At 51.0% G+C, this 17,200-nt stretch carries 10 protein-coding genes; 4 read left to right on the forward strand and 6 right to left on the reverse strand.

Annotation, left to right across the window (positions count from 1 at the left end; all coding sequences use genetic code 11):
- Positions 1–3: 3 nt before the first annotated feature.
- The 4 genes from yfaE to ubiG form a co-directional block, all read right to left on the reverse strand.
- Positions 4–258 (reverse strand): ferredoxin-like diferric-tyrosyl radical cofactor maintenance protein YfaE, encoded by a 255-nt coding sequence (gene yfaE, locus OGY10_RS02430; protein WP_003027609.1) that lies wholly within the window; start codon positions 256–258, stop codon positions 4–6.
- Positions 258–1,388, reverse strand: coding sequence for a class Ia ribonucleoside-diphosphate reductase subunit beta (gene nrdB / locus OGY10_RS02435; RefSeq protein WP_003834668.1), 1,131 nt, complete (start codon positions 1,386–1,388; stop codon positions 258–260). Before nrdB ends, yfaE begins: the two co-directional genes overlap by 1 nt.
- 110 nt (positions 1,389–1,498) lie before the next feature.
- A complete protein-coding gene (nrdA, locus tag OGY10_RS02440; RefSeq protein WP_008785315.1) occupies positions 1,499–3,784 on the reverse strand; it encodes a class 1a ribonucleoside-diphosphate reductase subunit alpha in 2,286 nt (761 codons plus the stop codon).
- Positions 3,785–4,203: 419 nt separating this feature from the next.
- On the reverse strand, positions 4,204–4,932 hold the full coding sequence (gene ubiG, locus OGY10_RS02445; protein ID WP_008785314.1) for a bifunctional 2-polyprenyl-6-hydroxyphenol methylase/3-demethylubiquinol 3-O-methyltransferase UbiG: 729 nt from the start codon (positions 4,930–4,932) through the stop codon (positions 4,204–4,206).
- A gap of 158 nt (positions 4,933–5,090) precedes the next feature.
- Here ubiG and gyrA point away from each other — a divergent pair, with 158 nt between their 5' ends.
- The gene (gene gyrA / locus OGY10_RS02450) at positions 5,091–7,730 is read left to right on the forward strand and encodes a DNA topoisomerase (ATP-hydrolyzing) subunit A (RefSeq protein ID WP_003834662.1); all 2,640 of its coding nucleotides are present in this window, start codon (positions 5,091–5,093) and stop codon (positions 7,728–7,730) included.
- Positions 7,731–7,851: 121 nt separating this feature from the next.
- A complete protein-coding gene (gene rcsC / locus OGY10_RS02455) occupies positions 7,852–10,698 on the forward strand; it encodes a two-component system sensor histidine kinase RcsC (protein WP_286576170.1) in 2,847 nt (948 codons plus the stop codon).
- 118 nt (positions 10,699–10,816) lie between these two features.
- Here the strand turns inward: rcsC and rcsB are convergent, their stop codons facing one another.
- Together rcsB and rcsD are read right to left on the reverse strand one after the other, a co-directional pair.
- Complete coding sequence (gene rcsB, locus OGY10_RS02460; protein WP_003027592.1) at positions 10,817–11,467, reverse strand: response regulator transcription factor RcsB; 651 nt, start codon at positions 11,465–11,467, stop codon at positions 10,817–10,819.
- 16 nt (positions 11,468–11,483) lie between these two features.
- Complete coding sequence (gene rcsD / locus OGY10_RS02465; protein WP_008785311.1) at positions 11,484–14,153, reverse strand: phosphotransferase RcsD; 2,670 nt, start codon at positions 14,151–14,153, stop codon at positions 11,484–11,486.
- Positions 14,154–14,890: 737 nt separating this feature from the next.
- On the opposite strand from rcsD, the gene OGY10_RS02470 reads away from it, so the two are divergent.
- Positions 14,891–15,991 (forward strand): porin OmpC, encoded by a 1,101-nt coding sequence (locus tag OGY10_RS02470; protein ID WP_057066398.1) that lies wholly within the window; start codon positions 14,891–14,893, stop codon positions 15,989–15,991.
- Positions 15,992–16,105: 114 nt separating this feature from the next.
- On the forward strand, positions 16,106–17,158 hold the full coding sequence (apbE, locus tag OGY10_RS02475) for an FAD:protein FMN transferase ApbE (protein WP_071444655.1): 1,053 nt from the start codon (positions 16,106–16,108) through the stop codon (positions 17,156–17,158).
- The last annotated feature ends 42 nt before the right edge of the window (positions 17,159–17,200 follow it).

Genomic DNA, 17,200 nt, shown 5'->3' on the forward strand with positions numbered 1-17,200 from the left:
ACACTATAACTCTATTTCAATATCGCCTTTTGCCCGGCAACAGCACGGTAATATTTCACCGGGCTGAATGAAGGCCAGCGGTTCTGCAATCCAGTCAACCTGTCCCGCCACCAGGCGGGTACGGCAGGAGCCGCAGTAGCCTTCACGACACTGATATTCGACTTCAACATCGTGCGACTCGAGCGCGGCAAGCAGGGAAGGGTGTTCATCCTGGCACAGCAACTGCGTGCCAGAGATGCGCAGAGTCACGCGGCCCATCAGAGCTGGAAGTTACTCAGATCGTCAGTATCGACTTCGGCATCGATCTGGCCGACCAGATAAGAGCTGACTTCCACTTCTTGCGGCGCAACCTGGACGTTGTCAGACACCAGCCAGGTATTGATCCAAGGGATCGGGTTAGAACGTGTCTGGAATGGCAGATCGAGTCCAACAGCCTGCATACGGATGTTGGTGATGTACTCAACGTACTGGCACAGAATGTCTTTGTTCAGGCCAATCATTGAGCCATCACGGAACAGATAGTCCGCCCACTCTTTTTCCTGCAGCGCGGCCTGTACGAACAGGTCGTAGCACTCTTGTTTGCACTCTTCGGCAATTTCCGCCATCTCCGGATCGTCCACGCCGCTGCGCAGCAGGTTCAGCATATGCTGAGTACCGGTCAGGTGCAGGGCTTCGTCGCGGGCGATCAGACGAATAATTTTCGCGTTGCCTTCCATCAGTTCACGTTCGGCGAAGGCGAAAGAGCAGGCGAAGCTGACATAAAAGCGGATCGCTTCCAGCGCGTTCACGCTCATCAGGCACAGATACAGCTTCTTCTTCAGCTCACGCAGGTTTACGACAACCGTTTTACCATTAACGGTATGCGTACCTTCACCGAGCAAATGCCAGTAGCTGGTCATCTCGATCAATTCGTCGTAGTAGCTGGAGATGCCTTCTGCGCGTTTCTGGATTTGCTCGTTGGTGACGATATCGTCAAACACCACCGCCGGATCGTTAACAATATTACGGATGATGTGGGTGTAAGAGCGGGAGTGGATCGTTTCAGAAAACGCCCACGTTTCCACCCAGGTTTCCAGTTCAGGGATCGAGATTAACGGCAGCAGCGCGACGTTAGGACTACGTCCCTGAATGGAGTCCAGCAGCGTCTGATACTTCAGGTTGCTGATGAAGATATGTTTTTCATGTTCCGGCAATGCCTGGAAGTCGATACGATCGCGAGAAACATCGACTTCTTCCGGACGCCAGAAGAAAGAGAGCTGCTTTTCGATCAGTTTTTCAAAGATGTCATATTTTTGCTGATCGTAGCGGGCGACGTTCACCGGCTGGCCGAAGAACATCGGTTCCAGAAGCTGATCATTTTTCGTCTGTGAAAAAGTGGTGTATGCCATTGATGTGAATCCTGTCTGGAATGTACTGCCGGATGCGCTTTGCTTATCCGGCCTACAATACCGCGAATTAATTTGTAGGCCGGGTAAGCGTTACGCCACCCGGCAAAAGATTAAATCTTACATGCGCCGCTTTCGCAGCCATCGTCCTGAATGGACGGTACCAGATCGTCCTGAGAGTCTTCCGCACCGTCACGGGTGTTCTGATAATACAGCGTTTTGACACCAAATTTGTAGGCGGTGAGCAGGTCTTTCAGCAACTGCTGCATCGGTACTTTTCCGGACGGGAAGCGCGACGGATCGTAGTTGGTGTTGGCGGAAATCGACTGATCGATAAATTTCTGCATGATGCCTACCAGCTGCAGATAGCCGTCGTTGTTTGGCATTTCCCACAGCAGTTCGTATGCGTCGTGCAGGTGTTCGTAGTCCGGCACGACCTGACGCAGAATCCCATCTTTCGACGCTTTGATGCTCACGTAACCGCGTGGTGGTTCAATACCGTTGGTGGCGTTGGAGATCTGTGAAGAGGTCTCGGACGGCATCAGGGCTGACAGCGTGGAGTTACGCAGGCCGTAAGTCTTGATAGATTCACGCAGCTGTTCCCAGTCCATATGCAGCGGTTCGTTAGCGATAGCATCAAGATCTTTTTTATAGGTATCAATCGGCAGAATACCTTTCGCATAGGTGGTTTCGTTAAACCATGGGCATGCGCCTTGCTCTTTTGCCAGCTCGTTAGAAGCCTTCAACAGGTAATATTGAATCGCTTCAAAGGTTTTGTGAGTCAGGTTATTGGCGCTGCCGTCAGAGTAGCGTTTACCGTTTTTCGCCAGCCAGTAAGCGTAGTTGATCACGCCAATACCCAGCGTACGACGACCCATCGCACCGCGCTTGGCGGCCGGAATCGGATAATCCTGGTAATCGAGCAGCGCATCCAGCGCACGTACAGCCAGTACAGCCAGCTCTTCCAGTTCGTCCAGGCTTTCGATAGCGCCCAGGTTAAATGCGGACAGCGTACACAGTGCAATTTCGCCGTTTTCATCGTTAACGTCGGTCAGCGGTTTGGTCGGCAGGGCAATTTCCAGGCACAGGTTGGACTGGCGTACCGGCGCGACAACCGGATCAAACGGGCTATGGGTGTTGCAGTGGTCAACGTTCTGAATGTAGATACGACCGGTCGAGGCACGTTCCTGCATCATCAGTGAGAACAGCTCAACTGCTTTCACGCGCTGTTTGCGGATGCTGTCGTCGTTTTCATATTGGGTGTACAGACGCTCGAACTCATCCTGATCGGCGAAGAACGCGTCATACAGACCCGGGACGTCAGACGGGCTAAACAGGGTGATGTCACCGCCTTTCAGCAGGCGGGTGTACATCAGCTTGTTGATCTGTACGCCGTAGTCCATGTGACGAACGCGGTTACCTTCGACGCCACGGTTGTTTTTCAGGACCAGCAGGCTTTCAACTTCCAGGTGCCACATTGGGTAGAACAGCGTGGCTGCACCACCGCGTACGCCACCTTGAGAGCAGGATTTCACCGCAGTCTGGAAATGCTTGTAGAACGGAATACAGCCGGTGTGGAACGCTTCACCGCCGCGAATCGGGCTACCCAGCGCACGGATGCGACCAGCGTTAATGCCGATACCGGCACGCTGAGAAACGTATTTCACAATTGCGCTGGAGGTTGCGTTGATGGAGTCCAGGCTGTCGCCGCACTCGATTAGTACGCAGGAGCTGAACTGACGCGTTGGGGTACGCACGCCGGACATAATTGGCGTCGGCAGCGAGATTTTGAACGTAGAAACGGCGTCGTAGAAACGTTTTACATATTGCAGACGTGTTTCACGCGGATAGTTAGAGAACAGGCAAGCCGCTACCAGAATGTAGAGGAACTGTGCGCTTTCATAGATCTCACCGGTAACACGGTTTTGCACCAAATATTTACCTTCCAACTGCTTCACCGCAGCGTAGGAGAAGGTCATATCACGGTCGTGTACGATGAACGAGTCCATCTGCTTGAACTCTTCTTCCGTGTAGTCTTCCAGCAGATGATTGTCGTATTTGCCCATTTCAACCATTTTCACGACATGGTCGAACAGCTTTGGCGGTTCAAACTCACCGTACGCTTTTTTACGCAGGTGGAAAATCGCCAGACGGGCAGCCAGATACTGATAATCCGGCGCTTCGCGGGAGATCAGGTCGGCGGCTGCTTTGATGATTGTTTCATGGATGTCGGAGGTCTTGATTCCGTCATAAAACTGAATGTGGGAGCGCAGCTCGACCTGAGAAATCGATACGTTATTCAGTCCTTCTGCCGCCCAATCCAGAACTCGGTGGATTTTGTCGAGATTGATGCGCTCTGTACTACCATCACGCTTTGTCACCAGCAGACTCTGATTCATGTGGTTTTTTACCTGTCCGTGAAAGAAAAAATATCCCCCATATTATCCACAGAGTCATGTTGTGACTAAGTCTGTGGATAAATACTATATGTAGGGGTTGTTTGATAAAATAGACGCTATATGGTGAGTATTCTAGTAGGGATTCTTTTCAGCACAAGAGTTGATTTTGAGGTTAAATTGAGGTTGCAAAAGGGTGATAATCGCTAAGTGCGCGTCTTATAAGGCCTGGCGGGGATGTCAATAATTGAGAAAAAAAATAGAAAATTTGATCGAGTGCTGATTTCTTCATCTAAGGCAAGGAAAGTTCTTATGATCTGGCACAGGATTTGTAGGCCTGATAAGCGAAACGTCATCAGGCATGGTTCCAGTAAGCATGCCGGATGGCGGCGTTGCACGCTTTATCCGGCCTACAGGAGCGGTTAATCAACCTTGGCGGTGGTATGTACCATATAGTTCACATCAACGCCCGGGCCAAGTTTGAAGGTGTTGGTGATGGGGTTGTAATGCAGGCCGGTCATATGGCGCTCTTTCAGTACGGTCTGGTCAACCCACTCTAATAATTCAGCAGGCTTAATAAATTTTTTCACATCGTGCGTGCCTTTCGGCACCATGCGCAGAATATATTCCGCTCCGACCACCGCCATCAGCCAGGATTTGCCGTTGCGGTTAAGCGTGGAGAAAAATACTTCGCCACCCGGTTTGACCAGCCTGGCGCAAGCTCTGACCACTGACTGTGGGTCTGGCACGTGCTCCAGCATTTCCATACAGGTGACAACGTCATACTGATGTGCATGCTTTTCCGCATGCTCTTCGACGGTTTCTTGTACGTACTCTACCTGGATACCGCTTTCCAGTGCATGCAGTTTTGCTACCTGCAGCGGTTCAAAACCCATGTCCAGTCCGGTGACGGTAGCACCTTCGCGCGCCATGCTCTCCGCCAGAATACCGCCGCCGCATCCGACGTCGAGTACCTTTTTACCAAACAGGCCGCCTGAGCGCTCAGTAATATAGCCCAGACGCAGTGGGTTAATGCGGTGCAGCGGCTTAAATTCACCCTCAAGATCCCACCAGCGTGACGCGACTGCTTCAAACTTGGCAATTTCTTCATGGTCAACGTTGTGAGCTACCGGAGGTTTTTCGGCATTCATTGGGGCTTCTACTCCTAAATTTGCGATGCAAATGAGTATATCAGCCTGACGGGATGAATAAAGCCTCTGTCAGGGGGAATCCATTTACCTGAATCTGCACGGATGTGTTATAATTTGCGACCTTTGAATCCGGGATACAGTAGAGGGATAGCGGTTAGATGAGCGACCTTGCGAGAGAAATTACACCGGTCAACATTGAGGAAGAGCTGAAGAGCTCCTATCTGGATTATGCGATGTCGGTCATTGTTGGCCGTGCGCTGCCGGACGTCCGAGATGGCCTGAAACCGGTTCACCGTCGCGTACTTTACGCCATGAACGTATTGGGCAACGACTGGAATAAAGCCTATAAAAAATCTGCCCGTGTCGTTGGTGACGTAATCGGTAAATACCACCCTCATGGTGATACCGCCGTTTACGACACCATTGTTCGTATGGCGCAGCCATTCTCCTTGCGCTACATGCTGGTAGATGGTCAGGGTAACTTTGGTTCTGTCGATGGCGACTCCGCAGCGGCGATGCGTTATACGGAAATCCGTATGTCGAAAATCGCCCATGAGCTGATGGCTGACCTGGAAAAAGAAACGGTTGATTTCGTCGACAACTATGACGGCACCGAACAAATTCCTGACGTCATGCCGACCAAAATTCCTAACCTGCTGGTGAACGGTTCGTCCGGTATCGCGGTAGGTATGGCGACCAACATTCCGCCGCACAACCTGACCGAAGTGATCAACGGCTGTCTGGCATATATTGACGATGAAGACATCAGCATTGAAGGGCTGATGGAACATATTCCGGGTCCGGACTTCCCGACTGCCGCGATCATCAACGGTCGTCGTGGTATCGAAGAAGCCTACCGTACCGGTCGTGGCAAAGTGTACATTCGCGCACGCGCGGAAGTCGAAGCGGATGCCAAAACGGGTCGTGAAACCATCATCGTTCACGAAATTCCGTATCAGGTAAACAAAGCGCGCCTGATTGAGAAAATCGCCGAGCTGGTAAAAGACAAACGCGTTGAAGGCATCAGCGCGCTGCGTGACGAGTCTGACAAAGACGGTATGCGCATCGTGATTGAAGTGAAACGCGATGCGGTCGGGGAAGTGGTTCTGAACAATCTCTATTCCCAGACCCAACTGCAGGTTTCCTTCGGTATCAACATGGTTGCGTTGCACCATGGCCAGCCGAAGATCATGAACCTGAAAGATATTATTGCCGCGTTCGTACGTCACCGCCGTGAAGTCGTTACCCGTCGTACTATCTTTGAACTGCGTAAAGCCCGCGACCGTGCGCACATCCTTGAAGCGCTGGCGATTGCGCTGGCGAACATCGATCCGATCATCGAACTGATCCGCCGCGCGCCGACCCCGGCTGAAGCGAAAGCTGCGCTGGTTGCGCGTTCGTGGGAACTGGGCAACGTTTCCGCCATGCTGGAACGTGCCGGTGATGACGCCGCGCGTCCTGAATGGCTGGAGCCGGAATTTGGCGTGCGTGACGGTCAGTACTATCTGACTGAACAGCAGGCCCAGGCTATTCTGGATCTGCGTTTGCAGAAACTGACCGGCCTTGAGCACGAAAAACTGCTCGACGAATACAAAGAGCTGCTGGAACAGATCGCTGAACTGCTACACATTCTGGGCAGCGCCGATCGTCTGATGGAAGTTATCCGTGAAGAGATGGAGCTGATTCGTGAACAGTTCGGTGACGCTCGTCGTACCGAAATCACCGCGAACAGCGCTGACATCAACATCGAAGATCTGATTAGCCAGGAAGATGTTGTCGTAACCTTGTCTCATCAGGGCTACGTGAAATATCAGCCGTTAACCGATTACGAAGCGCAGCGTCGTGGCGGTAAAGGTAAATCAGCAGCGCGCATTAAAGAAGAAGACTTTATTGACCGCCTGCTGGTGGCCAACACCCATGACACGATCCTCTGCTTCTCCAGCCGTGGTCGTTTGTACTGGATGAAGGTCTATCAGTTGCCGGAAGCAAGCCGCGGCGCACGTGGACGTCCAATCGTCAACCTGCTGCCACTGGAAGCTAACGAACGTATTACCGCAATTCTGCCAGTACGTGAGTACGAAGAGGGCGTGAACGTCTTCATGGCAACCGCCAGCGGTACCGTGAAGAAAACGGCGCTGACCGAGTTCAGCCGTCCACGTTCTGCCGGTATTATTGCGGTTAACCTGAACGAAGGCGACGAACTGATTGGTGTAGATCTGACATCCGGCAGTGACGAAGTCATGTTGTTCTCTGCGGCAGGTAAAGTGGTGCGCTTTAAAGAAGATGCTGTCCGTGCAATGGGTCGTACCGCGACAGGTGTACGCGGTATCAAGCTGGCGGAAAAAGATAGCGTGGTATCGCTGATCGTTCCGCGCGGTGAAGGTGCGATCCTGACCGTTACTCAGAACGGTTACGGTAAACGTACGGCGGCGGAAGAGTATCCGACCAAGTCTCGTGCGACCCAGGGCGTTATCTCCATCAAGGTTACCGAGCGCAACGGTTCCGTTGTTGGCGCAGTGCAGGTTGAAGATACCGACCAGATCATGATGATCACCGACGCAGGTACGCTGGTACGTACTCGCGTGTCGGAAATCAGCGTGGTAGGGCGTAATACCCAGGGTGTGATCCTTATCCGTACTGCGGAAGACGAAAACGTCGTGGGTCTGCAACGCGTTGCTGAACCGGTTGATGATGAAGAGCTCGATTCCATCGACGGAAGCGCAGCTGAAGGTGACGAGGATATCGCACCTGAAGCGGAAAGCGATGATGATGCAGCAGCGGATGACGCTGACGAGTAATTAAGACGCTATAAAAAGGGCCGGAGAAATCCGGCCCTTTTTTTAATGGCATTGCGACAAAAGACATTTACCGCTACCTTAACCACACTCTATTAATGCCCTGAGGCGGAGCTTCGCCCCTTTGAAATACCTTGCTTCCGTTCATTCAACCCTAAAAGTTTCACGCTACCTGTTCAGAGCGTTGGCGCTCGTTATCTGGTGTCTGATTGCGTTCGCCTCCGTGTTCTACATTGTGAATGCGCTGCATCAGCGAGAGTCTGAGATCCATCAGGAGCTTAATCTCAGCTCCGATCAGGCCCAGCGCTACATTCAGCGCACATCTGATGTCATTAAAGAGCTGAAATATATTGCCGAGAATCGCTTAACGGCGGAAAACGGCGTGATGTCGCTGCGGGCGCGAGATGATAAAACCGTCGTGCCTAATTTTGAGCCGCTGTTTGCCGACTCCGACTGTTCTGTCATGGGCAACGCCTGGCGAGGTTCTCTGGAATCACTGGCATGGTTTATGCGCTACTGGCGCGACAACTTTTCCGCCGCCTATGATTTAAATCGAGTGTTCCTGATTGGCAGCGACAACCTCTGTATGGCCAATTTCGGCTTGCGTGATATGCCTGTCGAACGTGACGAGGCCCTGAAGGCGTTGCATGAGCGCATTATTAAGTATCGCAATGCTACGCAAGATGAAAACGGCAACAACTTGTTCTGGATCAGCCAGGGGCCGCGTCCGGGAGTAGGGTATTTCTATGCGCTGACGCCGGTTTACCTCGCCAATCGCCTCCAGGCGCTGTTGGGCGTAGAGCAGCCTATTCGTATGGAGAATTTCTTCACGCCGGGCAGTTTACCGATGGGCGTGACCATCCTCGACGAAAATGGGCATGCGCTGATTTCGCTCACTGGCCCTGAAGGGAATATTAAGGCTGAGCCCCACTGGATGCAGGAACGCTCCTGGTTTGGTTACACGCCGGGTTTCCGCGAGCTGGTATTGAAGAAGAATCTGCCTCCGTCCTCCCTGAGCATCGTTTATTCCGTTCCGGTCGATCTGGTGCTGGAGCGGATCCGCATGATGATCCTGAACGCTATCTTGTTGAACGTGCTGGTTGGCGCGGCATTGTTTATGCTCACGCGCATGTATGAACGGCGCATTTTTATTCCAGCGGAAAGCGATGCTCAGCGGCTGGAAGAACATGAGCAGTTTAACCGTAAAATCGTAGCTTCTGCGCCGGTGGGTATTTGTATTCTGCGCACGATGGATGGGATTAACATCCTGAGTAACGAACTGGCGCACACCTATCTGAATATGCTGACGCATGAAGACCGTCAGCGGTTAACGCAAATTATTTGCGGCCAACAGGTCAATTTTGTTGATGTACTGACCAGCAACAATACCAATCTGCAAATCAGCTTTGTGCACTCGCGCTATCGCAATGAAAACGTGGCAATTTGTGTCCTGGTTGATGTCAGTGCGCGCGTTAAAATGGAAGAGTCGTTGCAGGAGATGGCGCAGGCGGCGGAACAGGCTAGCCAGTCCAAATCGATGTTCCTTGCGACGGTGAGCCATGAGCTACGTACACCGCTATATGGCATTATCGGTAACCTTGATTTGTTGCAAACCAAAGAGTTACCGAGTGGGGTGGATCGTCTGGTAACGGCGATGAATAACTCTTCCAGCCTGCTGCTGAAAATTATCAGCGATATTCTCGACTTCTCAAAAATTGAATCTGAACAGCTGAAGATTGAGCCGCGAGAGTTTTCACCGCGTGAAGTCATGAACCATATTACGGCTAACTATTTGCCGCTGGTGGTCCGCAAGCAGTTGGGGTTGTACTGCTTTATCGACCCGGATGTGCCCGTGGCGCTGAATGGCGATCCGATGCGTTTACAACAGGTGATTTCTAATCTGCTGAGTAACGCAATCAAGTTTACCGATACCGGTTGTATTGTGCTGCACGTGCAGTGCAGCGGCGACTACCTGAGCATTCGAGTGCGTGATACCGGTGTAGGGATCCCTGCCAAAGAGGTGGTTCGGTTGTTCGATCCTTTCTTCCAGGTGGGGACTGGCGTACAGCGTAATTTCCAGGGAACGGGACTCGGTTTGGCGATTTGTGAAAAATTGATCAGCATGATGGATGGAGATATTTCCGTCGATTCCGAGCCGGGAATGGGGAGTCAGTTTACGCTGCGTATTCCGCTTTATGGCGCACAGTATCCGCTGAAAAAGGGTGTTGAAGGATTTGCAGGCACACGTTGCTGGCTGGCAGTACGTAATGCGTCACTGTACCAATTTCTCGAATCCAGCCTGACGCGTAACGGGATGACGGTGCTGAGATATGAGGGACAACAGCCCGATGCGGATGACCTGCTGGTGGCCGACGATGTGCTGGAACAGGCCTGGCAGGGACGAGCAGCGGTAATTTTCTGCCGCCGCCATATTGGCATTCCGCTGGAAAGAGAGCCTGGAGAATGGGTACACAGCGTTGCGTCACCGCACGAACTGCCTGCGCTGTTGGCGCATATCTACAGTGTAGAGCTGGGGAGTGAAGATCTCTCCACGGCGCTGCCTGCCCCGGATAAAGCCGGTGCGACGAACGATGACATGATGATCCTGGTTGTTGACGATCACCCTATCAACCGGCGCTTACTGGCCGATCAGCTGGGATCGTTGGGATATCAGTGTAAAACGGCGAATGACGGTGTGGATGCGCTCAATGTACTCAGCAAAAACCATATCGATATCGTGCTGAGTGACGTCAACATGCCAAACATGGATGGTTATCGCCTGACGCAGCGTATCCGCCAGCTAGGGTTGACGCTGCCTGTTGTGGGGGTAACGGCAAACGCGCTTGCCGAAGAGAAGCAGCGTTGTCTGGAATCAGGTATGGATAGCTGTCTGTCCAAGCCGGTGACCTTAGACGTATTGAAGCAAACGCTGGCGGTCTATGCGGAAAGAGTGAGAAAAACGCGGGGATAGGGGATAAAAGAGCCGGATGGCGGCGTTAGTCTTATCCGGCCTACGAAACGTGCACGATGCTGTGTGTTCGTAGGCCTGATAAACGCAGCGCCATCAGGCATTTTGACGTGATAAAGAATTACTCTTTGTCTGACGGACTCAGCGTCACGGAGGAGAGGTAATTCAGCAGTGCGATATCGTTTTCCACACCGAGCTTCATCATTGCCGATTTTTTCTGGCTGCTGATGGTTTTAATGCTGCGGTTGAGCTTTTTAGCGATTTCAGTAACCAGGAAACCTTCGGCAAACAAGCGCAGAACTTCACTCTCTTTCGGTGACAGACGTTTGTCGCCATAGCCGCTGGCGCTGATTTTCTCCAGCAGACGAGACACGCTTTCCGGGGTAAATTTCTTACCTTTCTGCAGCGCGGCCAGCGCTTTTGGCAGGTCGGTAGGCGCACCTTGCTTCAGTACGATCCCTTCAATATCGAGATCCAGTACCGCGCTCAGGATAGCCGGATTGTTGTTCATGGTCAGAACGATAATCGACAGGCTTGGGAAATGACGCTTGATATATTTAATTAACGTGATCCCATCACCGTATTTATCTCCCGGCATGGAGAGGTCGGTAATCAACACATGAGCATCTAACTTAGGCAAATTGTTGATCAGTGCTGTGGAGTCTTCAAATTCGCCGACAACATTTACCCACTCGATCTGTTCAAGTGATTTACGAATACCGAACAGTACAATCGGGTGGTCATCGGCAATAATTACGTTCATAGTGTTCATGTATTGGGCTACCTTGCTACAGCAAGCTCTTGACGTAAACGTCAATGTCGCTGATGTATTTTTCTATACCTGGAGCATCTTTCTCTTGAATAAGATGTTCCAGCGCTTCACATAACTGCTTGCCGGGTACCAGATTAAGCATGGCAAACACGCCTTTCAGGCGATGGGCCGTTTGGGCTAATGCAGCGAAATCGCTGATAGCCGCCTCAGTATACAACCTCTTAACATCATCCGGTACTGTGTCTACAAAGAGAGCGTAGTAACCACTGGCATGAAGTTCGGCGTTTTCATCTCCGCCGAGGGGGAGTTCCTGGAACTCTTCTTGTGCCAGCTGCTCTTCAATTAGCTCAAGGACAGCTTCCTGCATAGCATTGCTCATATTAAAGTTGACGCGCAGTTGGCCGGGGCCAATTTTCCGTACGCCAGACTCATCATCGCTTAAAAGCAAGCCTGAGGCTGTAAGATTAGACGGATTATCTGTTAAAAAGAGATCATATTCTTGACTATTCAACCGTTCGTCGGGCGTGATGCAGGTTGCTCCCCAGTTTTCCAGTTGACGTAATACAATGCTCCGTACGTCATTAGAGGTGACATCAACCATTACGCAGACGTCATCCAACAGGCGCTCTTCACTGTCAGCATGTTGATCGTGCAGCGGCATTTTAACATGGACGATGTAACGTGTTCCAAGTTCTTCCCGTGCTTTAATATTCAGGTGTCCGCCAAGCTTACGGGCTAACTGATCGCACAACCAGAACGTCAGCGGGTTGGCCTTGCCGTATCGATCGCCCTGCGTGTCATTAATGAATGGGAAATGGAGATTATCAACTTCATTTAATGTGACGCCTTCCCCGGTATCCAGAATGCGGAAGGTCAGGCGTTCGGCCTCCGACTCATCCTGGTCGACTTCCAGCGTGATTTTACCAATCTGAGTGGTAGTTACCGCATATTGGATCAACAGCAGCAAAATACGGCGCAAGGCATCGCGATCGCCACGGCGTTCGTCATGGGCGCTTAGGTGATTTTTAATCAGTAACTGCAGCCCTTTACGCTTAATAGCCGGTAGAACCTCCGGAACCACGTCGTCAATTAATGCCTGCACGGAAAACAGTGTGGATTCACCTTTCCAGGCATCGTTCTCCAGCAGGTTGGCTAGCTGGATTTCGTCCACCATTCGCACCAGAACGTCGGCCTGATTGGCCAGTTTCTGGCTGTCTGGTGTATTGAGCGCGGCGGCATTAGCAGCCAGCGTTTTCGCGGGGTCTTTCAGCGCGCTGCCAATATTCTGCATAAAGGCCGCGCGGGCCTGCTGGTTTTTCTCATACAGCCGCTGTGCTTGTTTCAGCTTCTTATTGACCAGCACCTCGCGGTCCTGGTCACGAATGATAAAGATCTGCGTTCTCGGGGAGATCTGGCTGCGAAACAGTCTGATCTCATACAGTTCATTATTGATGGTGGCCTGAATCACTCCCTGATGCTGCTCTGCCATATTGGTAATGTTTTGCAGATTTAAATGTGGCAGCAGGTGGTCGGCAATTTTATTGCTGATAACCGTGCGGTTTGCTTCCTGATCGTGTACCAGTAATCCCAGCGGCAGAAGGGAAACAATCTCTTCATTGATTGCGCGCAGAACGCGCAGCTCATTATTTGCCGCAAGGTTTGGCGCCACCTGGGTGGAACGGGCAGGGAGGTGGCGAAAGGTGGTATAGCCAAACAGCGCCAGAGCCAGTAACGCAATGTTCAGCAAAAGCGGTAGCAGAATGCTTTGCAATGTGTCGAGTAGCAATGAGCCAAACGGAACCTGCCACACCAGCCGCATATCCGTTGAGTTTAGCGCCGAAGAGATCTCAATTTTACTGTTGTTGAAATTAATGCTGACGCTGTCAGGCGACTCTTTTTCATTCAGGTGCTCGGTCGTTGAGGTGGCATCAGGTTCCAGATGGAAACTGTCCAGCGGCATACCGGGCGGGATCAAGTCATTAATCGGCAGGTCAAAGGCGACAACCGTTGCCAGATGTCCTGGCTGATTAAAGGTCGTGCGTAGCGTGAAGTAATGCCCGTTCTGCCAGGCCAGACGGCGCAGTGAAGAGAAGCTTTCACGTTCATCTAGCGCATTAGCCTGTTGTAGCATCTCAGCTCGCCGGGAATCGACAATATTCCCAATCGTCGATTCTTTAAAACCGGAGGTCAGATCTTTCAGTGGTAACGTTGAGATTAGGATCAGGCTGTTATCCTGACCATTCAGGTAATACATTGACCATGGGACATTCTCTGCGCCCCACAACGTGTCCAGATACGTTGAAATGCGCTGGGTCATTTCCAGTGTAGAACTGTCATGCGAGCCAAAAATCAGCGCCTCGGTCTTTCTGCGGGGTTTCTCAAGATAATAGATATCTTGTTTCAGACGCGTTTCCTGTAGCCCATCTGCGCCTGGTGAACTGGTTGTAGCGGCAATATTGTCATAGATTTGCCAGGTCACGTATCGCCAGGTATCGACCCTTTTATGAATGGCATGGGTAATATCAACAATCTGATAGCTCTTATCTTTTAACCAGGTGTTGACGGCGCTCTGGACCATAACACCCATCATCACCAACAGCACAACGATCAGTAATAAGAAGAAACGGGTAATACTTCCTGGCAACAGGGAGAATCGGGTGGAAACCGTTGTGTCAGACTGACTCATTCGTGTTTATGACCTGTTAAACGACGCGAAAGATGAAAGGGCAGTATAAAGGGTAATGTATGAATTACCACACTTACACCACGCCGCCTGGCCTCCATTCTTTGCGCCTGATTTTGTTGCAGCCATTACGATGCAAAGGTGTACAGAAGATAAAGGCGGGTACAAATATTCGTACGGAATGTATACATTTAGCATTAAATAACAAGAAATTATTTATCAAACTTATATCTGATCGTGACACCCGAGATAGTTAATAGTCGTTATAGTTTTGCATCGGTAGCACGGAAAGGTAAGTTTTGTGTAAAGAAGGGTAAAAAAAAACCGAACGCAGAGCATTCGGCTGAAATAGGGGTAAACAGACATTCATAAATGAATGACGGTAATAAATAAAGTTAATGATGATAGCGAGTCTATTTTAGTTGCGAGTGAAGATTTTGTTTTGTCATTCAGTGCTATAAGGTGCTTTTGTGTAATGAGTTGATTTTAAAGGCAATTAAAATGATTCTTGATTATTTGTGCTTATTTTGCCTGTTTTTTGATTTTAAAAAAGTTCCCTCATATTAATATTTTGAAACATCTATACCGACAAATGAAACACCTTAAAAGTTTTAGTATCATATTCGTGTTGGATTATTCTGTGTTTTTGCGGAGAATGAAGTTGCCGACTGGTTAATGACCTTAATCAGTATGCAGTGGCATAAAAAAGCAATAAAGGCATATAACAGAGGGTTAATAACATGAAAGTTAAAGTACTGTCCCTCCTGGTACCAGCACTGCTGGTAGCAGGCGCAGCGAATGCGGCTGAAATTTATAACAAAGACGGCAACAAATTAGATCTGTACGGTAAAGTCGACGGTCTGCACTATTTCTCTGATGACTCTTCTAAAGATGGTGATCAGACCTATATGCGTATCGGCTTCAAAGGCGAAACTCAGGTTAACGACCAACTGACCGGTTACGGCCAGTGGGAATACCAGATTCAGGGTAACGCGCCTGAGTCTGAGAACAACTCCTGGACTCGTGTGGCGTTTGCGGGTCTGAAATTCGCTGACGTAGGCTCTTTCGACTACGGTCGTAACTACGGCGTAGTTTACGACGTAACGTCCTGGACCGACGTTCTGCCAGAATTCGGCGGCGACACCTACGGTTCTGACAACTTCATGCAGCAGCGTGGTAACGGCTTCGCGACCTACCGTAACACCGACTTCTTCGGTCTGGTTGATGGCCTGAACTTTGCCCTGCAGTACCAGGGTAAAAACGGTAGCCCGGAAGGCGAAGGTATGACTGGTGTGACCGGCAACGGTCGTGATGCACTGCGTCAGAATGGCGACGGCGTTGGTGGATCAATCACTTATGATATCGGTGAAGGCTTCGCGCTGGGTACTGCTGTCACCAGCTCCAAACGTACTGACGAGCAGAACCGTTTGAACTTCGGTACCGGCGACCGTGCTGAAACCTACACTGGTGGTCTGAAATACGACGCGAACAACGTGTACCTGGCAGCACAGTACACCCAGACCTACAACGCAACGCGTGCAGGCTCTCTGGGCTGGGCTAACAAAGCACAGAACTTTGAAGCTGTTGCACAGTACCAGTTCGACTTCGGTCTGCGTCCGTCCGTGGCTTACCTGCAGTCCAAAGGTAAAGACCTGGGCCGCGGCTATGGAGACGAAGATATCCTGAAATATGTTGATGTTGGCGCGACCTACTACTTCAACAAAAACATGTCCACCTATGTTGATTACAAAATCAACCTGCTGGATGACAACCAGTTCACTCGTGATGCTGGCATCAGCACCGATGACATCGTAGCACTGGGTCTGGTTTACCAGTTCTAATCTACATTATGTCTATCAAAGGCCCTGCGGGGCCTTTTTTAATGCCGTTTTTTCGCCGTACAAACAACGATTTTTGGTGTACTCTTGCGCCCGTTCGCATGAGGATAATTACGTATGGAAATGAATTTTTATCGCGCAGCACTGCTGGCTGTGACGATCTTTTTTGTCGGGTGCGATGAGGCCCCGAAACCTGCTCAGACCACAATTCCTGCCACGGTTCTGGAAGGTAAAACGATGGGCACTTTCTGGCGGGTCAGTGTGGTAGGCGTAGATGCCAAACGCGCCAGGGAACTGCAGGCCAAGATCCAGACTCAGCTTGATGCCGATGATCAACTGCTCTCCACCTATAAAAACGATTCTGCGTTAATGCGCTTTAACCTGTCGAAAAGCCTGTCGCCGTGGCCGGTTAACGACGCCATGGCGGATATCGTGACTTCGGCGCTACGCATTGGTGCAAAAACCGATGGGGCCATGGATATCACCGTGGGGCCGTTAGTCAACCTGTGGGGCTTTGGCCCGGATCAGCAGCCGTTGCATATTCCCACCCAAGCGCAAATTGACGCTGCAAAAGCGCAAACCGGGCTTTCTCATCTGAAAGTTGTGAATGAAGCGCATCAGAACTACCTGCAAAAAGACTTGCCGGATCTGTATGTTGATCTCTCGACCGTTGGTGAAGGGTACGCCGCCGATCATCTGGCTCGATTGATGGAGCAAGAGGGGATCGCCCGTTATCTGGTTTCCGTTGGTGGTGCGCTGAACAGCAGGGGAATGAATGCTGAAGGGCATCCGTGGCGAGTGGCGATCCAGAAACCCACCGATCGCGAAAACGCGGTGCAGGCGATTGTCGACATTAACGGGCACGGCATTAGCACCTCCGGCAGCTATCGTAACTATTATGAGCTGGACGGTAAGCGCCTTTCCCATGTTATCGATCCGCAAACCGGTCGCCCGATCGAACATAATCTGGTGTCCGTAACGGTGATTGCGCCAACGGCGCTGGAAGCCGATGGCTGGGATACAGGATTGATGGTGCTTGGCCCGGAAAAGGCCAAAGAAGTCGTGCGTCGTGAAGGGTTGGCGGTCTATATGATTGTGAAAGAGGGCGAGGGGTTTAAAACCTGGATGTCGCCGCAGTTTAATAGCTTTCTGGTCAGCGAAAAAAATTAAAAAGCAAGATTGCGGGTTTTTATGCCCGACGATGGGGACACA

This window comes from Citrobacter sp. Cpo148 (genome assembly GCF_030332375.1).
Classification (GTDB): Bacteria; Pseudomonadota; Gammaproteobacteria; order Enterobacterales; family Enterobacteriaceae; genus Citrobacter; species Citrobacter portucalensis.